This window comes from Pseudomonas sp. CM25 (assembly GCF_013179705.1).
Lineage (GTDB): Bacteria > Pseudomonadota > Gammaproteobacteria > Pseudomonadales > Pseudomonadaceae > Aquipseudomonas.
Genome location: NZ_JABMCW010000054.1, coordinates 1 through 23,288 on the forward strand (window position 1 = coordinate 1; position 23,288 = coordinate 23,288).

At 63.2% G+C, this 23,288-nt stretch carries 24 protein-coding genes; 16 read left to right on the forward strand and 8 right to left on the reverse strand.

The features are described 5' to 3' along the window. Nucleotides 1-228 precede the first annotated feature (228 nt). The 3 genes from HP546_RS08600 to HP546_RS08610 all read left to right on the forward strand — a co-directional run bounded on the left by HP546_RS08600 (nt 229) and on the right by HP546_RS08610 (nt 4,690). On the forward strand, nt 229-1,626 hold the full coding sequence (locus HP546_RS08600) for a cytosine permease (RefSeq protein WP_172222775.1): 1,398 nt from the start codon (nt 229-231) through the stop codon (nt 1,624-1,626). Between the two features lie 472 nt (nt 1,627-2,098). Then, nucleotides 2,099-4,051 carry an FAD-dependent oxidoreductase gene (locus tag HP546_RS08605; protein ID WP_172222780.1) on the forward strand — a complete coding sequence of 651 codons (1,953 nt, stop codon included), beginning with the start codon at nt 2,099-2,101 and terminating at the stop codon, nt 4,049-4,051. Between the two features lie 39 nt (nt 4,052-4,090). Continuing rightward, nucleotides 4,091-4,690 carry a helix-turn-helix domain-containing protein gene (locus HP546_RS08610; RefSeq protein ID WP_172222783.1) on the forward strand — a complete coding sequence of 200 codons (600 nt, stop codon included), beginning with the start codon at nt 4,091-4,093 and terminating at the stop codon, nt 4,688-4,690. A gap of 43 nt (nt 4,691-4,733) precedes the next feature. On the opposite strand, the gene HP546_RS08615 is transcribed toward HP546_RS08610, so the two are convergent. Continuing rightward, on the reverse strand, nt 4,734-5,345 hold the full coding sequence (locus tag HP546_RS08615; RefSeq protein WP_172222788.1) for an FMN-dependent NADH-azoreductase: 612 nt from the start codon (nt 5,343-5,345) through the stop codon (nt 4,734-4,736). Nucleotides 5,346-5,478: 133 nt separating this feature from the next. Between HP546_RS08615 and HP546_RS08620 the strand changes: the two genes are divergently transcribed. After that, nucleotides 5,479-6,381 carry a LysR substrate-binding domain-containing protein gene (locus tag HP546_RS08620; protein ID WP_172222883.1) on the forward strand — a complete coding sequence of 301 codons (903 nt, stop codon included), beginning with the start codon at nt 5,479-5,481 and terminating at the stop codon, nt 6,379-6,381. Continuing rightward, complete coding sequence (locus tag HP546_RS08625) at nt 6,374-6,733, forward strand: MmcQ/YjbR family DNA-binding protein (RefSeq protein ID WP_172222792.1); 360 nt, start codon at nt 6,374-6,376, stop codon at nt 6,731-6,733. The genes HP546_RS08620 and HP546_RS08625 overlap by 8 nt, the downstream gene beginning before the upstream one ends. A gap of 98 nt (nt 6,734-6,831) precedes the next feature. Here HP546_RS08625 and HP546_RS08630 read toward each other — a convergent pair whose 3' ends face one another. Next, nucleotides 6,832-7,245 (reverse strand): DUF1294 domain-containing protein, encoded by a 414-nt coding sequence (locus tag HP546_RS08630; RefSeq protein ID WP_172222796.1) that lies wholly within the window; start codon nt 7,243-7,245, stop codon nt 6,832-6,834. Continuing rightward, nucleotides 7,238-8,068 carry an undecaprenyl-diphosphate phosphatase gene (locus HP546_RS08635; protein ID WP_172222801.1) on the reverse strand — a complete coding sequence of 277 codons (831 nt, stop codon included), beginning with the start codon at nt 8,066-8,068 and terminating at the stop codon, nt 7,238-7,240. The genes HP546_RS08630 and HP546_RS08635 overlap by 8 nt, the downstream gene beginning before the upstream one ends. Before the next feature lie 299 nt (nt 8,069-8,367). Between HP546_RS08635 and mcpP the strand changes: the two genes are divergently transcribed. The 11 genes from mcpP to HP546_RS08690 all read left to right on the forward strand — a co-directional run bounded on the left by mcpP (nt 8,368) and on the right by HP546_RS08690 (nt 20,174). Then, a complete protein-coding gene (mcpP, locus tag HP546_RS08640) occupies nt 8,368-10,002 on the forward strand; it encodes a methyl-accepting chemotaxis protein McpP (protein ID WP_172222805.1) in 1,635 nt (544 codons plus the stop codon). A 116-nt stretch (nt 10,003-10,118) separates the two neighbouring features. Further along, the gene (gene pnuC / locus HP546_RS08645) at nt 10,119-10,685 is read left to right on the forward strand and encodes a nicotinamide riboside transporter PnuC (RefSeq protein ID WP_172222809.1); all 567 of its coding nucleotides are present in this window, start codon (nt 10,119-10,121) and stop codon (nt 10,683-10,685) included. Then, a complete protein-coding gene (locus tag HP546_RS08650) occupies nt 10,682-11,251 on the forward strand; it encodes an AAA family ATPase (protein WP_172222812.1) in 570 nt (189 codons plus the stop codon). The genes pnuC and HP546_RS08650 overlap by 4 nt, the downstream gene beginning before the upstream one ends. 297 nt (nt 11,252-11,548) lie before the next feature. Continuing rightward, complete coding sequence (locus HP546_RS08655) at nt 11,549-11,983, forward strand: hypothetical protein (protein ID WP_172222817.1); 435 nt, start codon at nt 11,549-11,551, stop codon at nt 11,981-11,983. Between the two features lies 1 nt (nt 11,984). Then, the gene (locus tag HP546_RS08660) at nt 11,985-12,563 is read left to right on the forward strand and encodes an adhesin (RefSeq protein WP_172222821.1); all 579 of its coding nucleotides are present in this window, start codon (nt 11,985-11,987) and stop codon (nt 12,561-12,563) included. 51 nt (nt 12,564-12,614) lie between these two features. Further along, nucleotides 12,615-14,141 carry a heme utilization protein gene (locus HP546_RS08665; protein WP_172222825.1) on the forward strand — a complete coding sequence of 509 codons (1,527 nt, stop codon included), beginning with the start codon at nt 12,615-12,617 and terminating at the stop codon, nt 14,139-14,141. Between the two features lie 62 nt (nt 14,142-14,203). Then, the gene (locus HP546_RS08670) at nt 14,204-14,884 is read left to right on the forward strand and encodes a C39 family peptidase (protein WP_172222830.1); all 681 of its coding nucleotides are present in this window, start codon (nt 14,204-14,206) and stop codon (nt 14,882-14,884) included. A 45-nt stretch (nt 14,885-14,929) separates the two neighbouring features. Then, nucleotides 14,930-15,688 carry a hypothetical protein gene (locus HP546_RS08675; protein ID WP_172222834.1) on the forward strand — a complete coding sequence of 253 codons (759 nt, stop codon included), beginning with the start codon at nt 14,930-14,932 and terminating at the stop codon, nt 15,686-15,688. 47 nt (nt 15,689-15,735) lie between these two features. Then, on the forward strand, nt 15,736-17,013 hold the full coding sequence (locus HP546_RS08680) for a hypothetical protein (protein ID WP_172222838.1): 1,278 nt from the start codon (nt 15,736-15,738) through the stop codon (nt 17,011-17,013). Nucleotides 17,014-17,149: 136 nt separating this feature from the next. Further along, a complete protein-coding gene (locus HP546_RS08685; protein WP_172222842.1) occupies nt 17,150-19,351 on the forward strand; it encodes an LTA synthase family protein in 2,202 nt (733 codons plus the stop codon). Nucleotides 19,352-19,445: 94 nt separating this feature from the next. Next, nucleotides 19,446-20,174, forward strand: a complete 729-nt coding sequence (locus HP546_RS08690; protein ID WP_172222845.1) for a thioredoxin family protein — start codon at nt 19,446-19,448, stop codon at nt 20,172-20,174. Between the two features lie 168 nt (nt 20,175-20,342). Here the strand turns inward: HP546_RS08690 and ureG are convergent, their stop codons facing one another. The 5 genes from ureG to HP546_RS08715 form a co-directional block, all read right to left on the reverse strand. Then, on the reverse strand, nt 20,343-20,966 hold the full coding sequence (gene ureG / locus HP546_RS08695; RefSeq protein ID WP_172222848.1) for an urease accessory protein UreG: 624 nt from the start codon (nt 20,964-20,966) through the stop codon (nt 20,343-20,345). A gap of 11 nt (nt 20,967-20,977) precedes the next feature. Beyond that, nucleotides 20,978-21,652: an urease accessory protein UreF gene (locus HP546_RS08700; protein ID WP_172222852.1), complete on the reverse strand. Its 675-nt coding sequence runs from the start codon at nt 21,650-21,652 to the stop codon at nt 20,978-20,980. Further along, nucleotides 21,652-22,197, reverse strand: coding sequence for a HupE/UreJ family protein (locus tag HP546_RS08705; RefSeq protein ID WP_172222855.1), 546 nt, complete (start codon nt 22,195-22,197; stop codon nt 21,652-21,654). The genes HP546_RS08700 and HP546_RS08705 overlap by 1 nt, the downstream gene beginning before the upstream one ends. 18 nt (nt 22,198-22,215) lie before the next feature. After that, nucleotides 22,216-22,713 (reverse strand): urease accessory protein UreE, encoded by a 498-nt coding sequence (gene ureE, locus HP546_RS08710; RefSeq protein ID WP_172222858.1) that lies wholly within the window; start codon nt 22,711-22,713, stop codon nt 22,216-22,218. A 34-nt stretch (nt 22,714-22,747) separates the two neighbouring features. Then, nucleotides 22,748-23,288, reverse strand: a 541-nt coding sequence (locus tag HP546_RS08715; RefSeq protein ID WP_172222878.1) for an amidohydrolase family protein, incomplete at its 5' end; no start/stop codon positions are given.

Below are 23,288 nucleotides of genomic sequence, written 5' to 3' on the forward strand. Positions count from 1 at the left end.
TTCCTCAGCAGATTTCTTAGACATATTTCGTAACAGCATAAGGCTATTCCATCGCGTCCGACCAGCACAGTTACGCCCAAGGGTTGCGCAACAGTACCACTGTGATCCTCGGTAAACTTCACTTGACCGGACTTGTATAGACATGTTCAGATCAAGCCAAGGTCATTCGCCTTGCGTCCAGCCGATGACCTCCTCGCTTATACAAAAACAATCAAGCGGAGCCACACCATGTCCAGCAAACCCGTGCTCGAACGGCGCTCGATCGACTACATCCCGGAAACTGAACGCCATGGACGCGTGTACAGTCAGTTCACCCTCTGGCTCGGAGCCAACCTGCAAATTACCGCTATCGTGACCGGTGCCCTGGCCGTGGTGCTGGGTGGCGACGTGTTCTGGTCGCTGATCGGCCTGCTGATCGGCCAACTGATCGGTGGTGCAGTCATGGCGCTGCACGCGGCGCAAGGCCCACGCCTTGGGCTGCCGCAGATGATCTCCAGCCGAGTGCAGTTCGGGGTTTATGGCGCCGCCATCCCGATGGTGCTGGTGTGCCTGATGTACATGGGCTTCACCGCTACTGGCACGGTGCTTTCCGGGCAGGCGATCGGCCAGCTGTTAAGTGTCAGCGATAGCACCGGCATCCTTATCTTCGCGGCAGTGATCGTGCTCGCCACCCTGGCCGGGTACCGGGTCATCCACTGGATCGGCCGGATCGCCAGCGTGCTGGGCATCATCGCGTTCGTCTACCTGTTCAGTCGCATCCTCATGCTGGCCGATATCGGGCAGTTGCTGGACAACCGCCATTTCACCTGGGCATCGTTCCTGCTGGCGGTTTCGCTGGCGGCATCCTGGCAGATAGCCTTCGGCCCCTATGTAGCGGACTACTCGCGCTACCTGCCCAGCAGCACTTCACCGGTCAAGACCTTCTTCGCCGCAGGCCTGGGCTCGGTGATCGGGGCCCAGGCATCGATGATCCTCGGTGTGTTCGCGGCGGCCATTGCCGGCGGCGAATTTTCCGGGCGCGAAGTGGCCTACATTGTCGGCCTGGGAGGTGTCGGCACCACTGCCGCGCTGCTGTATTTCTGCATAGCGTTCGGCAAGGTGACCATCTCGACCCTGAACTCCTACGGCAGCTTCATGTGCATCGCAACCATCATCAGCGGCTTGCGCGGCCACCTGACGATCACCCGCAGCCAACGCCTGGTGTTCGTACTGGCCATCGTCGGAGCGGCGACCCTGGTCGCGCTGCTTGGCCAGCATTCGTTTCTGACCGCGTTCAAGTCGTTCATCCTGTTCCTGCTGACTTTCTTCGTGCCCTGGAGCGCCGTCAACCTGGTGGACTACTACTTCATCACCAAGGAGCGCTACGACATCCCTGCCCTCGCCGACCCACAGGGTCGCTACGGTCGCTGGAACTGGCCAGGCATCATCGTGTACACCGTCGGCGTGCTGATCCAGATGCCGTTCATCGACACCAAGCTGTACACCGGGCCGATGGTCGCGCACCTGGGTGGAGTGGATGTGTCCTGGCTGATCGGACTGGTGGTGCCTAGCGTGCTGTACTACCTGGTCGCGCGGCGTCGTGCTGAGCTGGCACCTGCGGCGATGATTGTGCCTGGGGTGAATTGATCGGGGTGTGGAGGGCTGGGCGGTGAGTGGCCAGACTGCACTGCACATTGTCTGCCGGCAAGCCTTCCTCGCAAGGAATGCATCAGGCTGACAGGGGCTTGTCACAGCATTTGCAGCGCCTATGAGATCGAGCGCCGCGCTGGCGGCGCTCGATCTCATAGGCGCTGCATGTCTTAAGGCAAGCACCTGTAAGCCCTGATGCAACCTGCCAGACCCTAGCATCCCCCACAGCGACCACTGACCCTACGGCCATCACCTGACTCCGCGCCATTTCGCCGCCGCCTTCGCTCTGCATCGTAGCGTTCTCCTGCCGGTTCCCCCAAAGGCCCGTTTTCCTGTTGCTGTGAGCTCACACCCTCGCTCTGAGACTGAGAAAAAGCCAGCCGCATTCAAGTAAAGAAATGAGTTGATTTTTTACTGCAGCTACACTTTCATAACAGAAAAACAACAACAGATCACCGGAGCCGCCTGCATGCAAACCGCCTTCCCGCACCTGTTCGAGCCGCTGCAGATCCGCGGCAAACGCTTGAAGAACCGGATCATGTCAACCGGCCACGACACCTGCCTTCCCACCGACAACCTGGTCAACGACAAGCTGATCGCCTACCAGCGGGACCGCGCCGCCGGCGGCGTGGGCCTGATCGTGCTGCAGGTCGCCGGGGTGCACGAGAGTGCCCGCTACACCTCGCATGTGCTGATGGCTACCGACGATGCCTGCATCGATGGCTACCGCCAGCTTGCCCAGGCGTGCCATGCGCATGGCACGCTGGTGCTGTCGCAGCTGTTCCACCCGGGGCGGGAAATCATGGAGTCGGCGGATGGCCTGCTGGCAATCGCCTACTCCGCATCGGCCGTGCCCAATGAACGCTTCCGGGTGATGCCGCGTGCACTGGACCAGGCGATGATCGACGAAATCGTCCAGGGCTACGCCAGCGCTGCCCGCCGCCTGCACCAGGCCGGGCTGGACGGCGTCGAGGTGGTGGCCAGCCATGGCTACCTGCCCGCCCAGTTCCTCAACCCACGGGTGAACCTGCGCAGCGACGGCTACAACGGCGAACTGGAAAAACGCCTGAGGTTTCTGCGCGAAGTGCTGGCCGCAGTGCGCGCCGCCACCGACGAGCAGTTCATCATCGGCCTGCGCATCAGTGCCGATGAGCGCGACAGCCAAGGCCTGAGCGAAGATGAATCACTGGCCGCCGCCGTTGCCTTGCAGGGCCAGCTCGACTACCTGCACATCGTCGCCGGTACCTCGGCGTCCTTGGGCGGTGCGGTGCATATCGTTCCACCCATGGCCATCGAGGCGGCGTACCTGGCTCGCGAGGCGGGCACCTTCAAGCAGCAGCTGGACGTGCCACTGTTCGTTACCGGACGCATCAATCAGCCCCAGGAGGCCGAACAGATTCTCGCCCGCGGCCAGGCAGATGTGTGCGGCATGACCCGGGCGCTGATCTGCGACCCGCTGATGCCGAGCAAAACCGAGCACGGTAACGTTGAAAACGTGCGCGCCTGCATCGCCTGCAACCAGGCGTGCATCGGCCACTTCCACCGCGGCCTGGCGATTTCCTGCATCCAACGCCCCGAAACCGGCCGAGAGCTGCAGTACGGCCAAATGACCATCACCCCCTCGCCCAGGCGCATCATGGTCGCCGGCGGCGGGCCCGCCGGCATGAAGGCCGCAGCCGTGGCCGCCGCGCGCGGGCATCAGGTGACCCTGTACGAGGCCGGCCCGCAACTGGGCGGCCAGGTGCTGCTGGCCCAGTTGCTACCGCAGCGTAGCGAGTTTGGCGGCGCCAGCACCAACCTGCAGCGGGAAATGGCGTTGGCGGGGGTGGAGGTGGTGCGCAACACCCGGGTCGATCGCGCCCTGGTCGAGCGTGAGCGCCCTGACCTGGTGATCGCCGCGACCGGCGCCATCCCTTATTGGCCGGCGTTCGAACGCACCGGCGAGTTGCAGGTGGTAGACGCCTGGCAAGTGCTGCGCAACGAAGTGACGCTGGGGCGCTCGGTGCTGGTGATCGATTGGCGCTGCGACTGGATAGGCCCCGGCATCGCCGAGCGCCTGGTGCGCGATGGGCATCAGGTGCAACTGGCCGTCAACGGTACGCATTGCGGCGAGAACCTGCCGCTGTACGTACGTGACCAGCTCGCCGGCGAACTGCACCGCCTGGGGATCTCCATCACGCCTTATGCCCGGCTGTATGGTAGCGACGACAGCACGGTGTACCTGCAACACACCGCCAGCGGCGAACCGATGATCTTCGAAGGCATCGATACCCTGGTGCTATGCATGGGCCATCAGCCGGAGGACCGCCTGGCCACGGAACTGGCCGGCCTGGTGGAGGTGCGGCGCATTGGCGACTGCCTGGCGCCGCGCACCGCCGAGGAAGCGATTCACGATGGCCTGACGGTTGCCTGGGCGCTCTGAGGCTGTACATACTGGGGCTTTTACGATGGACCGACGTGCATGAGCCAACTCCCCCAGCCCCCCGCCAGCGAAGCCGGGGCCGTCGCCCCACAATTCCTGGGCACCCGCATCCGCGGCCTGCGCAAGCGCCGCGGCATGACACTGCAGGAGTTGGCCACGCAAAGTGAACTGACCGCAGGCTACATCAGCCAGCTGGAGCGCAACCTCTCGTACCCGTCGATCCCGGCACTGTTCAACATCGCCCGCAGCCTGGGCGTGACCATCCAGTGGTTCTTCGCCAGCGAAGCCACCACAGCCCCTGAGGATCAAGGCTACGTGGTGCGTCGCAACAGCCGCCTCAGCGTGCATTACGAAGATGGCATCGTCGACCAGTTGCTCACGCCCCAGCCCAACCGCCAGCTGGAAATCCTGCACTCACGCTTCCCCCCGGGCACCTATAGCCAGCAGAGCTACAGCCACGACGGCGAAGAGGCCGGCTATGTGCTCAGTGGGTGCTTCGAGCTGTGGGTGGGCGAGCGGCATTTCCAGCTAGCCGAAGGTGACAGTTTCAGCTTCTCGAGCCAGGAACCGCATCGCTACGGCAACCCCGGTGAGAAGGATGCGGTGGTGATCTGGGTGATCACACCGCCAACCTTCTGAAGCTCGCCGCCAAGCCCGCGCGGGGGCGGCCTGTCGAGAAGGCTCAGGCCGCAACAAACAGCTCATTGGCAATTTGCGCCTGGGCGGCATCGATCGCCTGGCTGCGCTGCTCCGGGCCATAGGCCAGGCCATGGGCACGGACGATTTCCAGGTCGGTCACACCGATAAAGCCCAGGAACACCTTGAGGAAGTCCTCATGCCCGGCGCCCGTCGGCTGGCCAGCGTGCAGGCCGCCAGCGGTCGATACCAGCACCACTTTCTTGTTGCCGCACAGCCCTTCCGGGCCGCTTTCGGTGTAGCGGAAAGTCTTGCCGGCGACGGCCACGCGGTCGATCCAGGCCTTGAGCTGGGTCGGCACGGTGAAGTTGTACATCGGCGCACCAATCACCACGGCGTCGGCAGCCAGGAACTCTTCCAGGGTTTCCGCGCTCAGCCTGGCTTCGAAAGCCTGCGCTGCATCACGCATATCTTCTGGCGTACCAGCAGCAACCAGCGTAGCAGCGGAAAAATGGGCGATGGCATCTGCGGCCAGGTCGCGATACACCACTTCAACGCTGGGGTCAGCGGCTTGCCAGGCTTCGACCACTTCGCGGCTCAGCTGGCGGGAGGCGGAATTGTCGCCCAGGATGCTCGAATCGATGTGCAACAGTTTCATGGGACTCTCCTGTATATGAAGACCGCAGTGCTGGGCGATCACGATGGGGAGAATCCTACCTGGGTGCCCAATAGCTGATAAGTCACTAAAAATGCGTTAGTTTGTCCCACAGATAGAACAGTGAGACATGCCCATGCAAGACCTCAACGACCTTTTCTATTTCGCCCGCGTGGTCGAAGCCGGCGGTTTCGCTGCTGCCGGTCGCCAGCTGGGCATCCCCAAGTCGCGCCTGTCGCGGCGTATCGCCGAGCTTGAGGAGCGCCTCGGCACCCGCCTGCTGCAACGCACTACGCGTCAGTTGAAGCTTACCGCGGTGGGTGAGCGTTACCTGCATCATTGCCAGGCCATGCTGCTGGAGGCCGAAGCCGCCGATGAAGCCGTGGCCAGCATGAGCAGCGAACCGCGCGGGCGGCTGCGGGTATCCTGCCCGGTGGCCCTGGCCCACGCCTTTCTGCCGGATGTCATCAGCCGCTTTCTCGAACAGTACCCGCTGGTGCAGCTGGACATGGTGCTGCTCAACCGCCGGGTCGATCTGATTTCCGAAGGCATCGACGTGGCCCTGCGGGTGCGCGACCTGGGCGATGAAGACCCGGCCCTGGTCACCCGCCGGCTGTGCCAGGCGCAGATGCAGCTAGTGGCCGCGCCCGGGTTTGCCGACCATATCCGTATACCGGATCAGTTGGCGTCGATGCCGGTGCTGGGGGCCGCCGAAGCAGACCGACTGGTACACTTTCGCCTGTTCGGGCCCCATGGCAAACAGCAGGAAATTGCCTTGGAACCAAGGCTGGCCATTGATGATTTCGTAGTACGTAATGCTGCTGTACGGGCTGGTCTGGGGTTCACCGCACTGCCCAGCATGTTTTGCGAAGAAGAACTGAAACGCGGCGAGCTGGTGCGCCTGCTGCCAGACTGGTCACTGCCCGGTGGCTACCTGCAGGCGGTGTACCCGCACCGGCGCGGGTTATTGCCGGCGGTACGCGTGTGGATCGATCACCTGGCGGCGTCATTCGAGGCCTGTGGAGAGCGCTATGTCTGAACAGAAGATCAGCGAAGCCGACGTGGCGGCGTTTTGCCTGGGGCTGCCGGGGGCGCGGGAAGACTACAAATGGGGTGGCATCCGGGTGTTCTCGGTGGCGGGCAACAAGATGTTTGCGGTGCTCGACCTGGCGGGTGCCGGGTTGTCGTTCAAGGTGGCGGACGAGCTGTTTCTTGGCTACTGCGACCGCCCGGGAGTACGGCCTGCGCCCTATCTGGCGCGGGCGCGGTGGATCAGCATGGCCCCGCCCTACCCCATGGGCCGCGAGGAATTGTGTGATCTTTTGCAGCGCTCGCACCAGCTGGTAGTGCGGCGACTGCCCAAGCAGTTGCAGGTGGGGTTGTTGATGTAGAGGGCCTATGCCGGCCTATTCGCGGGTAAATCCCCTCCTGCAAACTGCGGTGATCCCTTGGAGCGGGTTTACCCGCGAAAGCGCCGGCACAGCCCACATCAACCAAAAGGCAGATACCGCCCGCCGAGAAACAGCCAGTCTGCCCAGATCACCTGGTGCAGCCCCACGATTCCCCAGAACACCAGCTGGTACGACACCTTGCGTGTCTTGTGCCTGAACAGCTGCTGCGCCAACAGCGCCCCCGGCCAGCCGCCCAGCAGCTCACTGGCATGCAGCACCTTCTCGGGGGTGCGCCAAGCCTGCGAACGCGCCTGTTGCTTGTCCTGCCAATACAGCAACAGGCTGATCAGGCTCATTGCCGGGTACAGCGCCAACGGCCACCAGGCCTGGTCGCTCCAGGCCATTTGCGCCGCCCCCAGGCCCGGCAACAGGCACAGCACGCCAAACAGCAGCAGTTTCAGGCGCACATTGCGCACGCCATCCACCCGCTCCCCGCGCAGCGCCTCAGCCATGTGCCGTGGCCCAGTCAACCCAGCCAAACTGCCAGGTGGCCAGAATCAGCAGGCCAAACAAGATGCGATACCAGGCAAACGCCGCATAGCTGTGGTTGGCGATGAACTTGAGCAACGCACGCACCGCGATCATGGCAAAGATGAACGAGGTCACGAAGCCGATAGCAAACACCGGCAAATCGGCAGGCTGGAACAGATCACGGTACTTGTACCCCGAGTACACTGCGGCACCCACCATGGTCGGCATCGCCAGGAAAAACGAAAACTCTGTTGCCGCCTTGCGCGACAGGCCGAACAGCAGGCCGCCGATAATGGTCGAGCCGGAGCGCGAAGTGCCCGGGATCATCGCCAGGCACTGAACGAAGCCGATCTTCAGCGCATGGCTCCAGTTCATGTCGTCCACGTGATCGACCTCCACGCGGTGTTGACGGCGCTCGGCCCAGAGCATGATCACCCCGCCCACCACCAGCGCTGCCGCCACGGTAATCGGGTTGAACAGGTATTCGTGAATCAGGTCGGCGAACAACACACCCAGTACCACCGCCGGCATGAATGCCAGCAACAGGTTACCGGTAAACCGACGCGCCGTGGGCTGGCTGGTCAGGCCGAAGACCACATCGAGAATCTTGCCGCGAAACTCCCACACCACCGCCAGGATTGCCGCCAGCTGAATGATGATGTTGAAAGCCATGGCCCGTTCGCCGCCAAAACCGATCAGGTCGGCGACGATGATCTGGTGACCGGTACTGGAAATGGGCAGAAACTCCGTCAGCCCCTCCACCACGCCCAAGATGATTGCCTGGAAGGCAGTCCAAAAATCCATCATTCCCCCGATGGAGCGCTGCTCGCTGCAGGCCCCTTGTTCTTGATTTACTTGTGATTGCCGCACGCGGCCTGGCTGTTTTACAGCGACTGTTGGGCGCAACGCCAGTGGAAAAGTTCACGCCTGTTAAAGGTTTCATCTAGCCCGGCCGAAATGCTAGCAGAGCACCTTTGCAATGGCTTTACCCGGCCCGCCGCAGATGGCTACAAAGATAGCACTTAGCCATTAGTCGGGTGTGGTTCGCCAGCAAAGCATGCTTGGATGCGTCTGAATAAAAAGAACAACGCAGGAGCGCCCGAATGAACACTCTGAGGTCGATGTCGATCAGCCGCCGCTTGTGGCTGATCCTTTTGTTGGCGGTGGCCATGCTGGTGCTGCTGGGCCTGCTGATGCTGCGCCAGATCCACGGTGACCTGTACCAGGCCAAGGCCGAAAAGACCCGCCATGTGGTGCAGACCGCAGCCGGTGTACTGGCCTATTACCAAGGCCTGGAGGCCGCCGGCACACTCAGCCGCGACGCAGCCCAGCAACAGGCATTGCAGGTGGTGCGCGCGCTGCGCTACGACCACGACGACTACTTCTGGATCAATGACCTGGGGCCAAAGATGATCATGCATCCGGCCAACCCCAAGCTCGACGGCCAGGACCTGTCGGCCATCCGCGACCCGGACGGCTTCGCCGTATTCAATGAAATGGTCGCCCTGGCCCGCCAGCAGGACGCCGGCCCGGTCAACTATCGCTGGCCCAAGCCTGGCGCCACCGAGCCGGTGGCCAAGACCTCCTATATACAGCTGTTCAAACCGTGGGGCTGGATTATCGGCTCGGGCGTGTACATCGATGACGTGCAGGCCGAATTCGCCCGCCAGCTGCGCGATGCGTCGCTGGCAGGGCTCGGCATCGCGCTGCTGATGGCGCTACTGGTCATGGTGATTGCCCGCAGCATTGCCCGCCCCCTGCAGGAAGCCGTGCAGGCCATGGGCAACATCGCCAGCGGTGAAAGCGACCTGACCCGGCGCCTGGACACCCACGGCCGCGACGAAATCACCCACCTGGGCGAGCACTTCAACCGTTTCAACGGCAAGCTGCAAGGCGTGGTCGGCCAGCTGCAGGGGGCGGCTCATGCGCTGGCGCAGTCTGCCGGGCATGTCGGCGACAACGCCAGTGCCGCGCAACAGCACAGTGCCCAGCAATCGCTGCAGATGGACCAGGTTGCCACGGCGGTGAATGAAGTGACCTATGCCGTGCAGGACGTGGCCAAGACCGCCGAGCAGGCCGCCGGGGAAATGCGCACCGCGCAGCAGCAGGTTACGCATGGCCAGCAGGCCATCCACGGCAGCCTGGCGCAGATCGACCGGCTGTCGCTGACCATCGACCAGGCGGTGCAGGTGATCCGCGACCTGGCCGGGCACAGCACGCGCATCGGCGGTGTGCTCGATGTCATCCGCTCCATCGCCGAACAGACCAACCTGCTGGCGCTGAACGCGGCCATCGAGGCGGCACGGGCCGGGGAGCAAGGCCGCGGTTTTGCCGTGGTGGCCGACGAGGTGCGCCTGCTGGCCCAGCGCACGGCGCAGTCGACGGCCGAGATCCACACCATGATCGAGCACCTGCAGAGCCAGTCGGATGCTGCCGTGCGGGCTATCGATGCCAGCAGCGAGGCTTCGCGCCAGACGGTTGGGCAGGCGCGCGCGGCCGGTGCCAGCCTGGATGCCATCAACCAGGTGCTGAACAACCTCACCGCCCTGAATGCCTCCATCGCCAGCGCCACCTTGCAGCAGTCGCATGTGGTCGAGGAAATCAACCGCAATGTGCTGGATACCGCAGGGTTGTCGCAGCAGACCGCCGATGCGGCGCGTCAGTCGAGCGATGCCGGGCTGGCTTTGGGGCAATTGAGCGAAGCGCTGGAACAGTTGTTGCGCCAATTCCGTGTCTAGCCGGCGATCATAGCTCGACTCTTGCAGGAGCAGCCTTGTGCTGCTCCTACAAGTGCCTACACCTTCCTCTGCCGACAAGCTACAATCGCGCCCCTCCCCGCCCCCAAGGATCGCCGATGTCCGGCCTTGAACTCATCGCCGCCGTCCTCGGCGTCACCGCTGTCTGGCTCACGGTCAAGCAGAACGCCTGGTGCTGGCCGATCGGCCTGGTCATGGTGCTGATCTACGGCTGGCTGTTCTACGAGGTCAAGCTGTATTCAGGCATGCTGCTGCAAGTGGCCTATGCCGTTCTGCAGGTGTATGGCTGGTGGCAATGGAAGCGCCCCGGCCGCGCGCACGACGCCCGCCAGGTCTCGCGCCTGCCACGTCCAGCACTGCTCACCGGGCTGGCCGCCGGGGTCGCGCTTAGCGCCGCGCTGGGCGCCGCCATGGCCAGCTGGACCGATGCCGCCCTGCCCTGGCTCGACGCCACCCTCACCGGCTTCAGCCTGGTCGCGCAACTGTGGATGGCGCAAAAGCGCCTGCAGTGCTGGCCGTTGTGGGTGGTGGTGGACATCGTCTATGTGGGCCAGTACGTGCACCAACAGCTGTATTTCACCGCGGGTTTCTTCGCAGTGCTGACCCTGATCGCCGTACGCGGCTGGCACGAATGGCGCCGTGACCCGGCGTTGGTGCAGCCATGATCACTCGGCAGGCCATGAAAGTACTGGTGCTGTGCGGCCCAGAATCCAGCGGCAAAAGCTGGCTCAGCGGGGTGATCCAGGCGCATTTTGGCGGCGTGGTGGTAGCCGAGTACGTGCGCCACTTCATCGACCAGGAATGCCGCGACACCTGCTACGCCGATATCCCCACCATCGCCCGCGGCCAACTGGCCGGGGAGGACCACGCCCGTGAGCAGGCGCCACCGTTGCTGATTCTGGACACCCACCTACTCAGCAACATGCTCTGGAGCCAGGCACTGTTCGGTGACTGCCCGGCGTGGCTGGAACAGGCCCTGCTGGCACGGCGCTACGACCTGCACCTGTTGCTGAGCCCCCAGGGCGTCGACTGGGTGCGCGACGGCCAGCGTAGTCAGCCCGAGCTCAGCGACCGCCAGCGCTTCTTTGACGACAGTCTCGCGTGGCTGCAACGGCACAACCAAGTGCACCAGATAATCGAAGGCAATTGGCCACAGCGCCAGTTGCTGGCGCTACAAACGGTTGCTACGCTCATTGATAGCGATACGCCAGCGTGCCCAACCGAGTGTTAAGCCACTGACACACCGTTGTGGGGTAAACCCCCCGAAAACGCGGGCCCTGCCCCCGCTTCGGGGACAGTGTCAAGCCAATGAAACACCCCTGCAAAATCCCTTCCAATCGAGGCCACGGCTGCCTCAGCCAGCAACCTGCGCGGACATCTGTTTCAGCGCTGAGACACAATGCGCCGCAATTTGTCAGCCTCTCGCCTTAACCTGTTGATCTGAAAACCATTCTCAAAAGCGGCACAGCTTCTGCTCTGTTCCCCGCACCGCTGAACAGGGACAGCGCTCAGAGAAGGAATTGCCGTCGTGAGGAAAACTGACAAACGCCGTAATCATCTGTTGCTAGTGGCCTGCGTGCTCAGCTCACTAAGCCTCACGACCCAGGCCGACAACGGCATCATCGTGATCACCCGCGACGTGCAGACCCGCAATGCGGTGACACCGCCGCTACGACCTGATCCGAGTCCGACCACAGTCAACGCCAACCCCGCCCCGCATGTGCTACGGCAGACCAATGAGCTGAGCGACGGCGACTTCGCCAACATCAGCAGTGGTGCAGGCATCAATTCCCTGATCACTCAGCAGACCGACAGCCTCGGCGCCAACCTCACCCACCAGACCCAACTGCCCAATCTGGCCGCCGGCCGCGGCTCGGGGTCGGGCAACGGCATTTCCAACATGGTCAATGCGAATGTCCAGAAAGGCCTCGCACCGCTGCAGATCCTGACCGGGGGCAAGTGAGATGACGCGCACGCTTTGGTTACTGGCTGCGTTTTGCAGCGTATCGGCCTTCGCCGAGTCACAGGTTCCAGTCATTAACAACGCCGACATCGACAGTTCCGGCAGCCATTACCAAGGCAACATGACTGTCAATCAGGCTGCGGGCGACATGCAGCAGCAAGCCAATGCCCGGGCCTTCGCCCTGGGCCACGAAGCCAGCGCCACCACCCAGATTCGCCAGCGCCTCAATGCGCCGGCAGACCCGGCCATGGATGCCCGGGCCACCATCCAGGGCAACGCCTTCAGCAATGGTAGCGGCGCACTCGGCGTCAACCAGAGCGCTGGCGCCGGGACCCAGCAGGCCAATGCCCTGCGCATAAGCATCAGCGCTCAACCGCAAAGCATCGACGACAGCGTCCTCATGCAACAGAACGTGGCGCTGCTCAACAACTCCGATCCAGCTGACACCGCAATCGGCCATCGCCAAGTCACTACCAGTGACCAGGCGTTCACCGGTGGCCGCGGGGTGGTCCAGCTGAATCAGAGTGCCGGGGTGGGAAACCGCATGGCCAACACCTTGAGCATCCGGGTCGCGGATTGACCCTTTCAGTCAAGAAAGACACTTAACCCAACTAGAGTACGGAGAATCACCATGAAACCCTCGATGGCAATCAAGCCTCTGGTGTTCGCAATTGCTGCGGTCATGGCTGTTGCTGTACAAGCTGATCAGAACGACCGCCGCGGCGGCCACCACAATGGCAACAACAACCCGACCCGGATCCCGATCTCGGCCACCGCCAACGCACTGGATACCCAGCGCAGCGTTGGCAACACCATCACCAACCAGGGCACTGTCAACGAAGCCGAGATGAGCAGCTCGGCGACCGGCGCCAGCGGCAACGTGGGTGTCAACGTGGCGGCCGGTAACGGCAACCAGCAGGGTAACGCCTCGGCAATCGCCAACGCTGCAGCAGACTCCACGCTGGACAACAGCTTCGTGTTCGGCGAAGCCGAAGCCAATGCCGAAGTAAGCCAGGTCAGCAACCGCAACCGTGTCGACAACTGGTCCACCCAGTCTTCGGCCATCATGAGCGGGTCTGGCGAAGGCAGCTCGGGTAACGTGGGCATCAACATCGCCGGCGGCGACCTGAACCAGCAGAAAAACAGCATGGCAATTGCCAACACCAATGCTGGCCTGGGTAACGCCACTGCCTCCGCCACAGCCGATCAGAACGGCCCAGGCCTGGAGGTCAACAACGCCGCCGACCGCACCTACCGTGTGGACACGCTGACTTTCACCACTACCAAAACCGGGTCCAGCTCGCGTGAAGGTACTTTCAACTCGAGCGACGATCGTAGCGCGTCCTCGAGCTTCAGCGTAGCCGGCGCACAAAGCGCCAGCTCCAGCGGCTCCAACGGCTGGACTTCCAGTGGCTCCAGCAGCTCGAACGCCAGCGGCTCCAACAGCTCCAGCGCCAGCGGCTCGAACAGCTCCAGTGCCAGTGGCAGCAACAGCTCCAACGCCAGCGGTTCCAATAGCTGGAATGCCAGTGGCTCTGTCGGTGGCACCGCCAGCTCCTCCAGCAGCTCCAGCCTGAATGCCACCCTGGCCGCGGCAGCCGATGCAACCCGTACCATCAGCACCGATGATGGCCGTCGCGAACGCACCCGCACCGATAGCTTCGATGGCTCGCTGAACGCATCGCTGAACGTGGATGTGGATCGCTCGCGTGACAGTTCGTACGACGCCTCGTTCGAGAAAGCGTTTGACTCGTCGTTCGACAGGTCGCGTGACTCGTCGTACGACAAGACTCGCGATTCGTCCTACGACAAGACTCGCGACTCTGCCTACGAGAAGTCTCGTGACTCTTCCTACGAGAAGGCGCATGACTCTTCCTATGCCAATGCTTCGGAATCGGCGTATGAAAAGTCTGGCGAGAAATCCTCGCAATCCTCGAACGACGTTGCCAAGAGCTACAGCGAAAGCAGCGCTTACGACTTGAGCAATACCGTGTCCTTCCAAGTGCTGACCCCGACCGGCTGGGCCAACCCTGTTACCAACACTGCAACCCTTAGCGGTTCGGTGAATGGCGGCAGCGGCAACCTGGGCGTGAACGTGGCAGCCGGTGTGGGCAACCAGCAAAGCAACTCGCTGGCCATCTCCAACACCTCGTTCTAAACGTTGCGCTCGAGGCCCCCTTCGGGGGGCCTTTCTTCAACTGAACCGAAAGGCATCCGATCATGCGCATTATCGCCTTGGCGTTTTTGCTGTGCCTGGCCAGCGTGAGCGAAGCTGCACAAATGCCGCTGTCCGTATTACCGGGCGGCGCCGTAGTGTTCAAACCCCTGCAAAGCGTGCGCGAGCGCAAGTTCGCCGACCTGGTGCAACAGAAGACCGACTTCAGCTGCGGCGCCGCCGCGCTGGCAACCATCCTGCGCCAGGCCTACTGGCTGGACGTGGACGAACAACACATCATCGAGGGCATGCTGGCCCACGCCGACCAGGACCTGGTGCGTACCCAGGGCTTCTCGATGCTCGACATGAAACGTTATGTGGAAAGCCTGGGGATGCGCGCCCGCGGCTATCGGGTAGCAGCTGACACACTGCACAGCGTACGTATTCCGGTCGTGGTGCTGATGGATATTCGTGGCTACAAGCACTTCGTGGTGATGCAGAAAGTCGACAACGGCTGGGTGTACATCGGTGACCCGGTATTGGGCCACAAACGCTACAAGGTCGAAGACTTCCTCAAAGGCTGGAACGGCATCATCTTCGCCGTCATCGGCCAAGGTTACGACAAGGGTAACGTGTTGCTCGACCCGCCGTTGCCCCTGACCGCCAAAGGCCGTGTAAACGGCTTCACCCCGGTGAAAGACGCGGACCTGCTGGATTTCGGTTTCATCAAAAGCGACTTCTTCTAACGACTCTTCTAATGACAAGGCGCATGAGGCGCCGGGGAGCATTCCATGAAGACCCGACTCTGGCTGGTCATCGCTTGCGTGGCAGCCAGCCTTCCGACCCACGCAGAGACGTTCAAACCCATCGAACTGAAGGACCACGAGCTGGCGAATCTGCGCGGCCGCTACGTCATGCCGGGGCGGATCGTGAGTTTCGGTATCGTCATGAGCAGTACCTGGCAGAACGCCAAAGGCGACGTCATCGGTGCCACAAGCGCCCTGCAGGTGCAGCAATCGACTATCAAACCGCAATTCTACGTGTCGATGATCGATGAAAAGGGGAGCGGCTCGGCGCGATCGGGCGGCGCTGCAACAACCGCTGGAACAGGCATCGTTACTGGCGGTGCCGGGCTCGGCACCACCGAAGGCGTAACCCAGGTCGTGCGGGCCGCGGGCGACAACAACAGTGCCTACAACAACGTGGATATCAACGTCACCAAGGCCAACGAGGCACCTGTCGTCCAACCACAGGGCCAGGCACTGGCAGCCGGCCAGACGCTGACCGGCGAAAACGGCGCCGGGGCGCTCAGTGTGTCCTCCACCGGGGTGGGTGTACAGATGAACATCAACGCCAGCAACAACCAGGGCAGCAGCGTGCAGCGCCTGGCGCAAGGTGGCCTGATGCAGAACGCCACGCTGCTCGGCAACGGCAACCACATCAACAACGTCACCTCGCTGAATGTCGTGATGCGCGAGAACGTACCGACGGCTGCTTCGCTGAATGGCAGCCTTGACCAGCTTAAAGGCCTTCGCACACTCGGATACTGATCTACGCTCAGTCTCAACAAAAAGTAGTCGGAAGGGACGGCAACTCCATGCACCGATCTTTATCGTTCAGAGTTCTTGTGTGTTTGACTACCCTGGCACCCACTTCGCTCTACGCAGCAGCAGACCCTCAAGTCGAGGCCCTGAAACAGGAACTGAGCGAACTCAAGCGCCAGTATGCGGCGCAGCAGCAAGCCTTGATGGTGCTTGAGCAACGTGTCCGGCAAGTGGAAGAAACGCCGGCCACCCCCCAACCCAAACGCCTGGTCAAATCACCTGCCGAAGGCGTCAAAGGCGCACAGACCGTCGCCTCTGGCGCACCCGGCACGACCGGCAGTTCCTATGGCCAGGCACTCACTGCGGACTCCGAGCCCGCGCCAAGCGTGTCCAACCTGTATGACGAAGCCAGCGGCTTCTTTGGTGGCGGCAAGTTCAGCGTCGAGACCGGCGTTACCTATACCCACTACGATACCCGCGCACTGACGCTTAACGGCTTCCTCGCTCTGGATTCCATTTTCCTGGGCAACATCAACCTGGACAGGATCAAGGCCGACAACTGGACCCTGGATCTGACTGCTCGTTACAACCTCGCGCAGCGGTGGCAATTCGACATCAACGTACCCGTGGTCTATCGCGAGTCGACCTACTCCTCGGGCGGCGCAGGGGGTGCCGGGCCGACCACCTCCGATGCGACCGTGACTCGCGACCCGGAAATCGGCGACATCAACGTGGGTGTGGCTTACAAGTTCTTCGACGAAAACGAGACTTGGCCTGACGCCGTAGCGACGTTGCGAGTCAAGGCCCCGACCGGCAAGGACCCGTATGGCATCAAGCTGCGCGAGGTTGCCGGCAACGACAACCTGTCGGTACCGGAAAGCCTGCCGACGGGCAACGGCGTATGGTCGATCACGCCAGGCATCTCGCTGGTCAAGACCTTCGACCCGGCCGTGCTGTTCGGCAGCCTGTCCTACACCTATAACATGGAAGATTCGTTCAGCGACATCAGCCCGCAGGTCAACAGCAAGGTGCCGGGCGACGTCAAGCTTGGGGATTCCTGGCAGATTGGTGGTGGCATCGCCTTTGCCTTGAACGAGAAGATGAGCATGTCGTTCTCGGTGTCCGACCAGTTTGCCCGCAAAAGCAAGATCAAGCCCGATGGGGGCGACTGGCAGTCGATCTCCAACAGCGACTACAACGCAGCCAACTTCAACATCGGCCTGACCTTCGCCGCCACCGATAACCTGACCATCGTGCCCAACTTGTCCATTGGTCTGACCGACGACGCGCCAGACTTTTCCTTCAGCCTGAAATTCCCCTACTACTTCTGACAGTTGCCCCCAGCCGGGCCTGCGCGAGCGGGCCCGGCTTTTGTTTACAGGGCTTGTAGCCGCCCGCTTTCCCTCCCCCGGCCTGTTATCATCAAGCACATCCGCATGACGATTTAATGGCAAAAGGGAAGTTTTTGTGAAAAGCCTGTCAGACCACCCACGTACCCGGTTTACTGCCTTGGCGGTGCTGGTGCTGGTGATCCCACTGGGTATGCGCGCCATCCTGGGCTGGTCCAGCCCGCTCGGCTACCTGTCCGACCTTGCCCTGGGCAGCCTGCTGCTCTTGCTGCTGCACCGCCGGCCGTGGTGGCTGGCCCTACCCGTACTGCTGGCCTGGGCAGCCCTGTGGATGGCTTCGGCCGAACTCGTCAGTGCCGTGGGCCGGTTGCCCACCAGCGCCGACCTGGCCTACCTGGTCGACCCGCAGTTCATGGAGAACTCGACCGGTGGCGGCCTGGCGCATGCCTGGCTGCCCTGGGTGCTGGGTGGCGGCTTGCTGGCCTGGCTTGCCACTGCCTGGCGCAGCCGCGCACACCGCGGCCGCGCCTTGCCGCGCAGGGCCTGGGCCATCCCGCTGGTGCTGTTCGGCGCCCATTGGGGCAGCCAGCAGCTGCAACCTTCCGATGCTGACCAGTGGCGCCAGTACAACCTCAGCCACCAGCTGATGTCGGCCGGGGTCGGCAACCTGCAGCGCCAGGTCGAAGGCTGGATGGGCCATACGCAAACCTTCACGCCGCTGGCCAGCAGCGGCCTGACCCAGTCCGACCTGCATGGCCAACGGCTGCTGGCCGGGCCTGGCAGCGCCCGCAACCTGCTGTTGATCACCGTCGAAGGCATCCCCGGGGCCTACGTACGGCCCAACCGCCAGGCCCTGCACAGTCGCTTCGATGAAAACCTGATGCCCAGGCTCAGCCAATGGGCTGAGCGCGGCATGAGCACCCCGGACTACGTGCTGCACACGCACCAGACCATTCGCGGCCTGTACGCGATGCTATGTGGGGACTACGACAAGCTCGCCAACGGCACCCCCAAGGGCGTCGAGCTGCTGACCCAGCACCAGCGCAACCAGGCCTGCCTGCCGGCGCAATTGCGCCAGGCCGGCTTTACCACCCACTACCTGCAGGGCGCCGGCCTGCGCTTCATGGCCAAGGACCGCATCATGCCGCACATCGGCTTCGACTCGGTGCATGGCCTGGAATGGTTCCGCAACAAGAACTACCTGGACTTCCCGTGGGGCAAGGATGACCGGTCCTTCTTCGAAGGGGCCCTGGGTTATGTCGACAAACTGCAAAAGCAGGACAAGCCGTGGATGCTGACCCTGCTCACCGTGGGTACCCACCAGCCTTACTCGGCACCGGCCGAATACCTGCAGCGCTACGACACGCCGAAACAGGCAGCGGTGGCTTACCTGGACGACGCGATCGGCGCATTTCTCGACAACCTCGAACGCAAGGGCGTGCTCAAGGACACGCTGGTAGTGGTGACCTCCGACGAATCCCACGGCATCGACGGCGTGCGCCTGGCTTCGGCCTGGGGCTTCAACCTCACCCTGGCGCCGGAACAGGCCCGGTTGCCGCCTATCAAGCGCGGCACCTACGGCCATGTCGACCTGGCCACCTCGCTGCTGGACTACTTCGCCCTGCCGATTCCAATAGCGCTGGGTGGGCGCTCGTTGTACCGCGACTACGATACCGGTCGCGAGATGATCTCCTACACCAACGGCATGCTGCGTTACCACAACGGCCAGGGCGTGTTCACCGAATGCGACTTCCAGCAGCGCTGCCGGCGTTACGCCAGCAAAGGTTTCATCGCCGATCAGGCACGCTACCTCGGCCCTGGCGACAGCCTGCTCGGCCAGCAGATCGGCGCCCTGGCCGGGGTGCTCGACCAGTCCCTGCTGCAAACCCCGCTCAACTTGCGCTACCAGTTCGGCGGCCCTTCGCCGATCAAGTTGCGCAAGCGCATTAACGATGACTGGGCCGACAACCTGATTGGCGCCCAGTACCTGGAGATGCCCGGCGGCTCGCATACCCGCGTGCGGGTCAAGGTGCGCTCGCTGGACCCTACGCGCACCGCCTACATACAACTCAAGGCCAAGCAGCTGGAGCAGGATGTGCCACTGGGCTTGCCTGCCGAGGTGAGGGTCACCGCCGAACAGCCGCTGGAAATGGAGTTCGGTTTCGACAACCCGACAGGGCGCAAGGCGTTTTCCTTCCATTTGCTGGGTTATGGCGGCGGCAAGGTGGAAGTCAGTGACTTCAGCGTGATCACCGCACTGCCGGGCGAGGATGAAGCGGCAGATGAACTGACCGAGGATCAGATCGCTCACTCGGGCTGATCGTTACCGCCCATCGCCCGGCCACCGGTGCCCGTCGATTCGGCTTGGTCATGCTCGACTAGTGTGTGAATCCCCCAAGCGTGGAGACAGCACCATGAGCACAAGCGAAAACAGGCACCCGGTGGTTGACCGCAGCCAATGGCTGGCGGCCCGCCGGCAGCTGTGGCTGCACGAAAAAGCCTTCACCCACCACCGCGACGCACTGGCCGCCGCCCGTCGCGCCCTGCCTTGGGTCAAGGTCGCACACGACTATCGCTTCCACGGGCCAGACGGCGAACTTGGCCTGGCGGACCTGTTTGCAGGCCGCAGCCAGTTGCTGCTGTACCATTTCATGTTCGTGGAAGGCTGGAGCGAGGGCTGCCCCGGTTGCTCGTTCCTGGCCGACCACTTCGACGGTGCCAACCTGCACCTGGCCCACCACGACGTGTCGCTGGTGGCCGTGTCGCGGGCGCCGTATAGCGAGTTCCAGGCATTCCGCCAGCGAATGGGCTGGCGATTCCGCTGGTATTCGTCCAATGGCAGCGGCTTCAACGAGGACTTTGGTGTCAGTGTCGGCAGCGAAGGTGAAAGGCAGTACAACTATGAAGCGTATGACGGCAACGAAAGCGAGTTGCCCGGCTTGAGTGCCTTCTACCGCGAGGCGGACGGTAGCGTGTACCACACCTATTCAACCTACGCCCGGGGGCTGGATATCCTGGTCAATACCTACAACTTCCTCGACATCGCGCCGCTGGGTCGCAACGAAGCCGGGACCATGGATTGGGTTCGCCATCATGACCGCTACGAAGGGCAGCCCGACAAGCCCCACTGCTGCCACAACTGATATCAAACCCATACGCGGAGCGGCTGCAGGAGGGTTCCCGGCCCATTGGGCTGCGCTGTCGTACAAGGAACTGATGCTGGGCGCTCCGCGTACCCTGTGGGAGCGGGCACGCCCGCTCCCACAGGGTCCCTGCCAAATCAGTAAGTCATGTGCAGGCCCGGTATGCCATTATGCGCGCACACCCAGCATCCCGCGCTCGACGATGAAATCGATCACCGCCTGCAACCCCTCGCCCTTCTTCAGGTTGCTGAAGGTCCACGGCCGCTGCGGGCGCATGCGCCGGGTATCGCTCGCCATTACCTCAAGCGAAGCGCCGACATAAGGCGCCAGGTCGGTCTTGTTGATCACCAGGAAATCCGACTTGGTGATGCCCGGGCCGCCCTTGCGCGGGATCTTCTCGCCCTCGGCCACGTCGATCACGTAGATGGTCAGGTCGGCCAGCTCCGGGCTGAATGTGGCGCTGAGGTTGTCACCGCCGCTTTCAACGAAAATCACCTCCAGGTTGCCAAACTTGCGCGCCAGCGCTTCGACCGCCGCCAGGTTCATCGAGGCGTCTTCACGGATGGCCGTGTGCGGGCAGCCGCCGGTTTCTACGCCGACGATGCGCTCCGGCTCCAGGGCACCGGCTTCGGTGAGAATGCGCTGATCTTCCTTGGTGTAGATATCGTTGGTCACCACAGCGATCTGGTAACGGTCGCGCATGGCTTTGCACAGCGCTTCCAGCAATGCGGTCTTGCCAGAGCCGACCGGGCCGCCGACACCGACGCGCAGGGGTTGTTGATAGCTTTGCATGCAGGCAGTCCTCAAGAACGGAACAAACGGGTGTATTGGGTTTCATGACGCGATGAAGCAATGGCCAGCAATGGCAGGCCGCCACCGAGTTGGTCGTCGCCCAGGGTCAGTGCCTGGTCGAGCGCGGCGGGCAAATCTGCGCCCAGGTCGCGCAGCAGTGTCTGCGCCGCCTGCTGGCCGAACGGCACCAGCTTGACCCCGGCCATGACCGCGCCCTCCAGCCAGGCAAAGCCGTGGCCCAAGGCCAGCTGGCGCAGCGGGATGGCCCAGTGCGCCGCCAGCCACGCCATGCCGCCCAATTGGGTCAGCTCCAGGCTCGCGCGCCAGGCCGGCACTTGGCCGAGTTGCCAACCGTCAAGCAACCGCGCCAGCGCCGCGCCACGCTGTTGTTCTTCCAGGCGCAGCTCGGCGGTTTCGCGGTTGGCCAGCAGAAAGCGGCTCCAATGGCCGAAGGCCTCGGGGTCAGCGGCCTGGCAGGCGTGGTACAGGCGCGCCATCACCGGCCAGTCAAGGTGGGCCAGGGTGTCGTGAAGCTGCTCGCGCTGCCAGGCAGCGAAACCGCTTACGTCCCGCACCCAGCCCGCCTCTACCGCCCATTCCAGGCCTTGCGAGTAGGTGAAGCCACCCACCGGCAAACCGGGGCTGGCCAGCTGCAGCAGGCGCAGTAACGCCAGGTCGCTGCTCATCAACCGGCCAGCACCAGTGCCGCGCCGGCCAGCAGGCCACCGCCGAACGCTTTCTGCAGGCCGCTGTGCCGGCGCAGCAGGCAACCGACAGCGAAGCCAGCCGCCAGCAACAGGCCACTGACCATCACGAAACCGGCGCTGAACTGCCAGAACGCGCTCGGTGTTGCCTCCACGCCATGAGCCCAGCCATGGAACAGGGCGAATACCGGCATGGCCATGGCCATCAGTACTTGACGGCTTGGTAGCAGTACAGCCCCGGCAGCCACCAGCAGCGACACGGCGATCATGCTCTCCATGCCCAGCACGTCGCCGAACAGGTGGCCACACACCGCGCCCCCGAACATCGCCGCCAGGGTGGCCAGCGGCAGCGTCAGGCTGCGCCGGGTCAGCGCGGCGAGCACGCCGGTGCCCAGCAACATCAACAGGTGGTCAAGGCCGGTCAAGGGGTGCAGCAGGCCGTCTTGCAGGGGGTTGCCATCGTGCCCGGGGTGGGCAAAGGCTGGCAGTGCCAACATCAGCAGAAACAGGGCGAAAGTCTTTTTCATCGGTTGCTCCAGGGCAGATCAGGAATGGGCAGGCAGGCGCACGAACGGGTGATCGTGGCCGTGGCCATGGCTGTGGCCATGTGGCGCACTCTGGTAGGCGCCGGCTTCAGGCTCGAACGGGGCCTGTTCGGCTTGCACCGTCAGACCAAGCCCGCGCAGCATGTCGTCCAGTACATGATCGTGCTGGAAGCGCAACAGGCCAGGCTCGATCTGCAGCGGGACATGGCGGTTGCCCAGGTGGTAGGCCGCACGGGCCAGCAGATGCGGGTCGGCGCAGCGCACGGTGGACACCGCCTCGGGCGCGGCCAGCACGCGGATCAGCTGGGTGCCATCAGCATCCGCCAACAGCTCACCGCCGCGCAGCAGGTGGCCGCGCTCCAGCATCAGCCCGGCTTCGCGGCCATCATCAAGGGTTACCCGCAGGCGGCTCTTGATGCGGCTGTCGACATCGAGGGTAACGGTGCCGGTCTCGTTTAGCTGTCCGGGCTCGGTAATACGGCGGGTCAGGACAATCATCGGTGCTCCTTCAAAACGGGCTTCAGAACAGGTTTCAGAACAAGAAGTAGCGCTGCGCCAGCGGCAGTTCCGTGGCAGGCTCGCAGACCAGCAGTTGGCCATCGGCACGCACCTGGTAGGTCTGCGCATCGACCTCGATCAGCGGCTGCAAGGTGTTGTGGAGCATGTCCGGCTTGCGCACCCGACGGCAGCCGTTGACCACGCCGATCAGACTGCGCAGGTTCAGTTCCTCGGCCAGGCCGCGGTCCATCGCTGCCTGCGGCAGGAACGTCATGCGGGTGGCATGCCGCGCTGCGCCAAGGGCGCCGAACATCGGCCGGTAGTGCACCGGTTGCGGCGTCGGGATAGAGCCATTGATGTCGCCCATGGGCGCGGTGACGATCATGCCGCCCTTGATCACCAGGGCCGGCTTGACCGCAAAGAACGCCGGCGACCACAGCACCAGGTCGGCCAGCTTGCCAGCCTCCAGCGACCCTACCTCGTGCGCGATGCCATGGGTCAGCGCCGGGTTGATGGTGTACTTGGCGATGTAGCGTTTGACCCGGAAGTTGTCGCTGTAGTCGGTATCCGGTGCC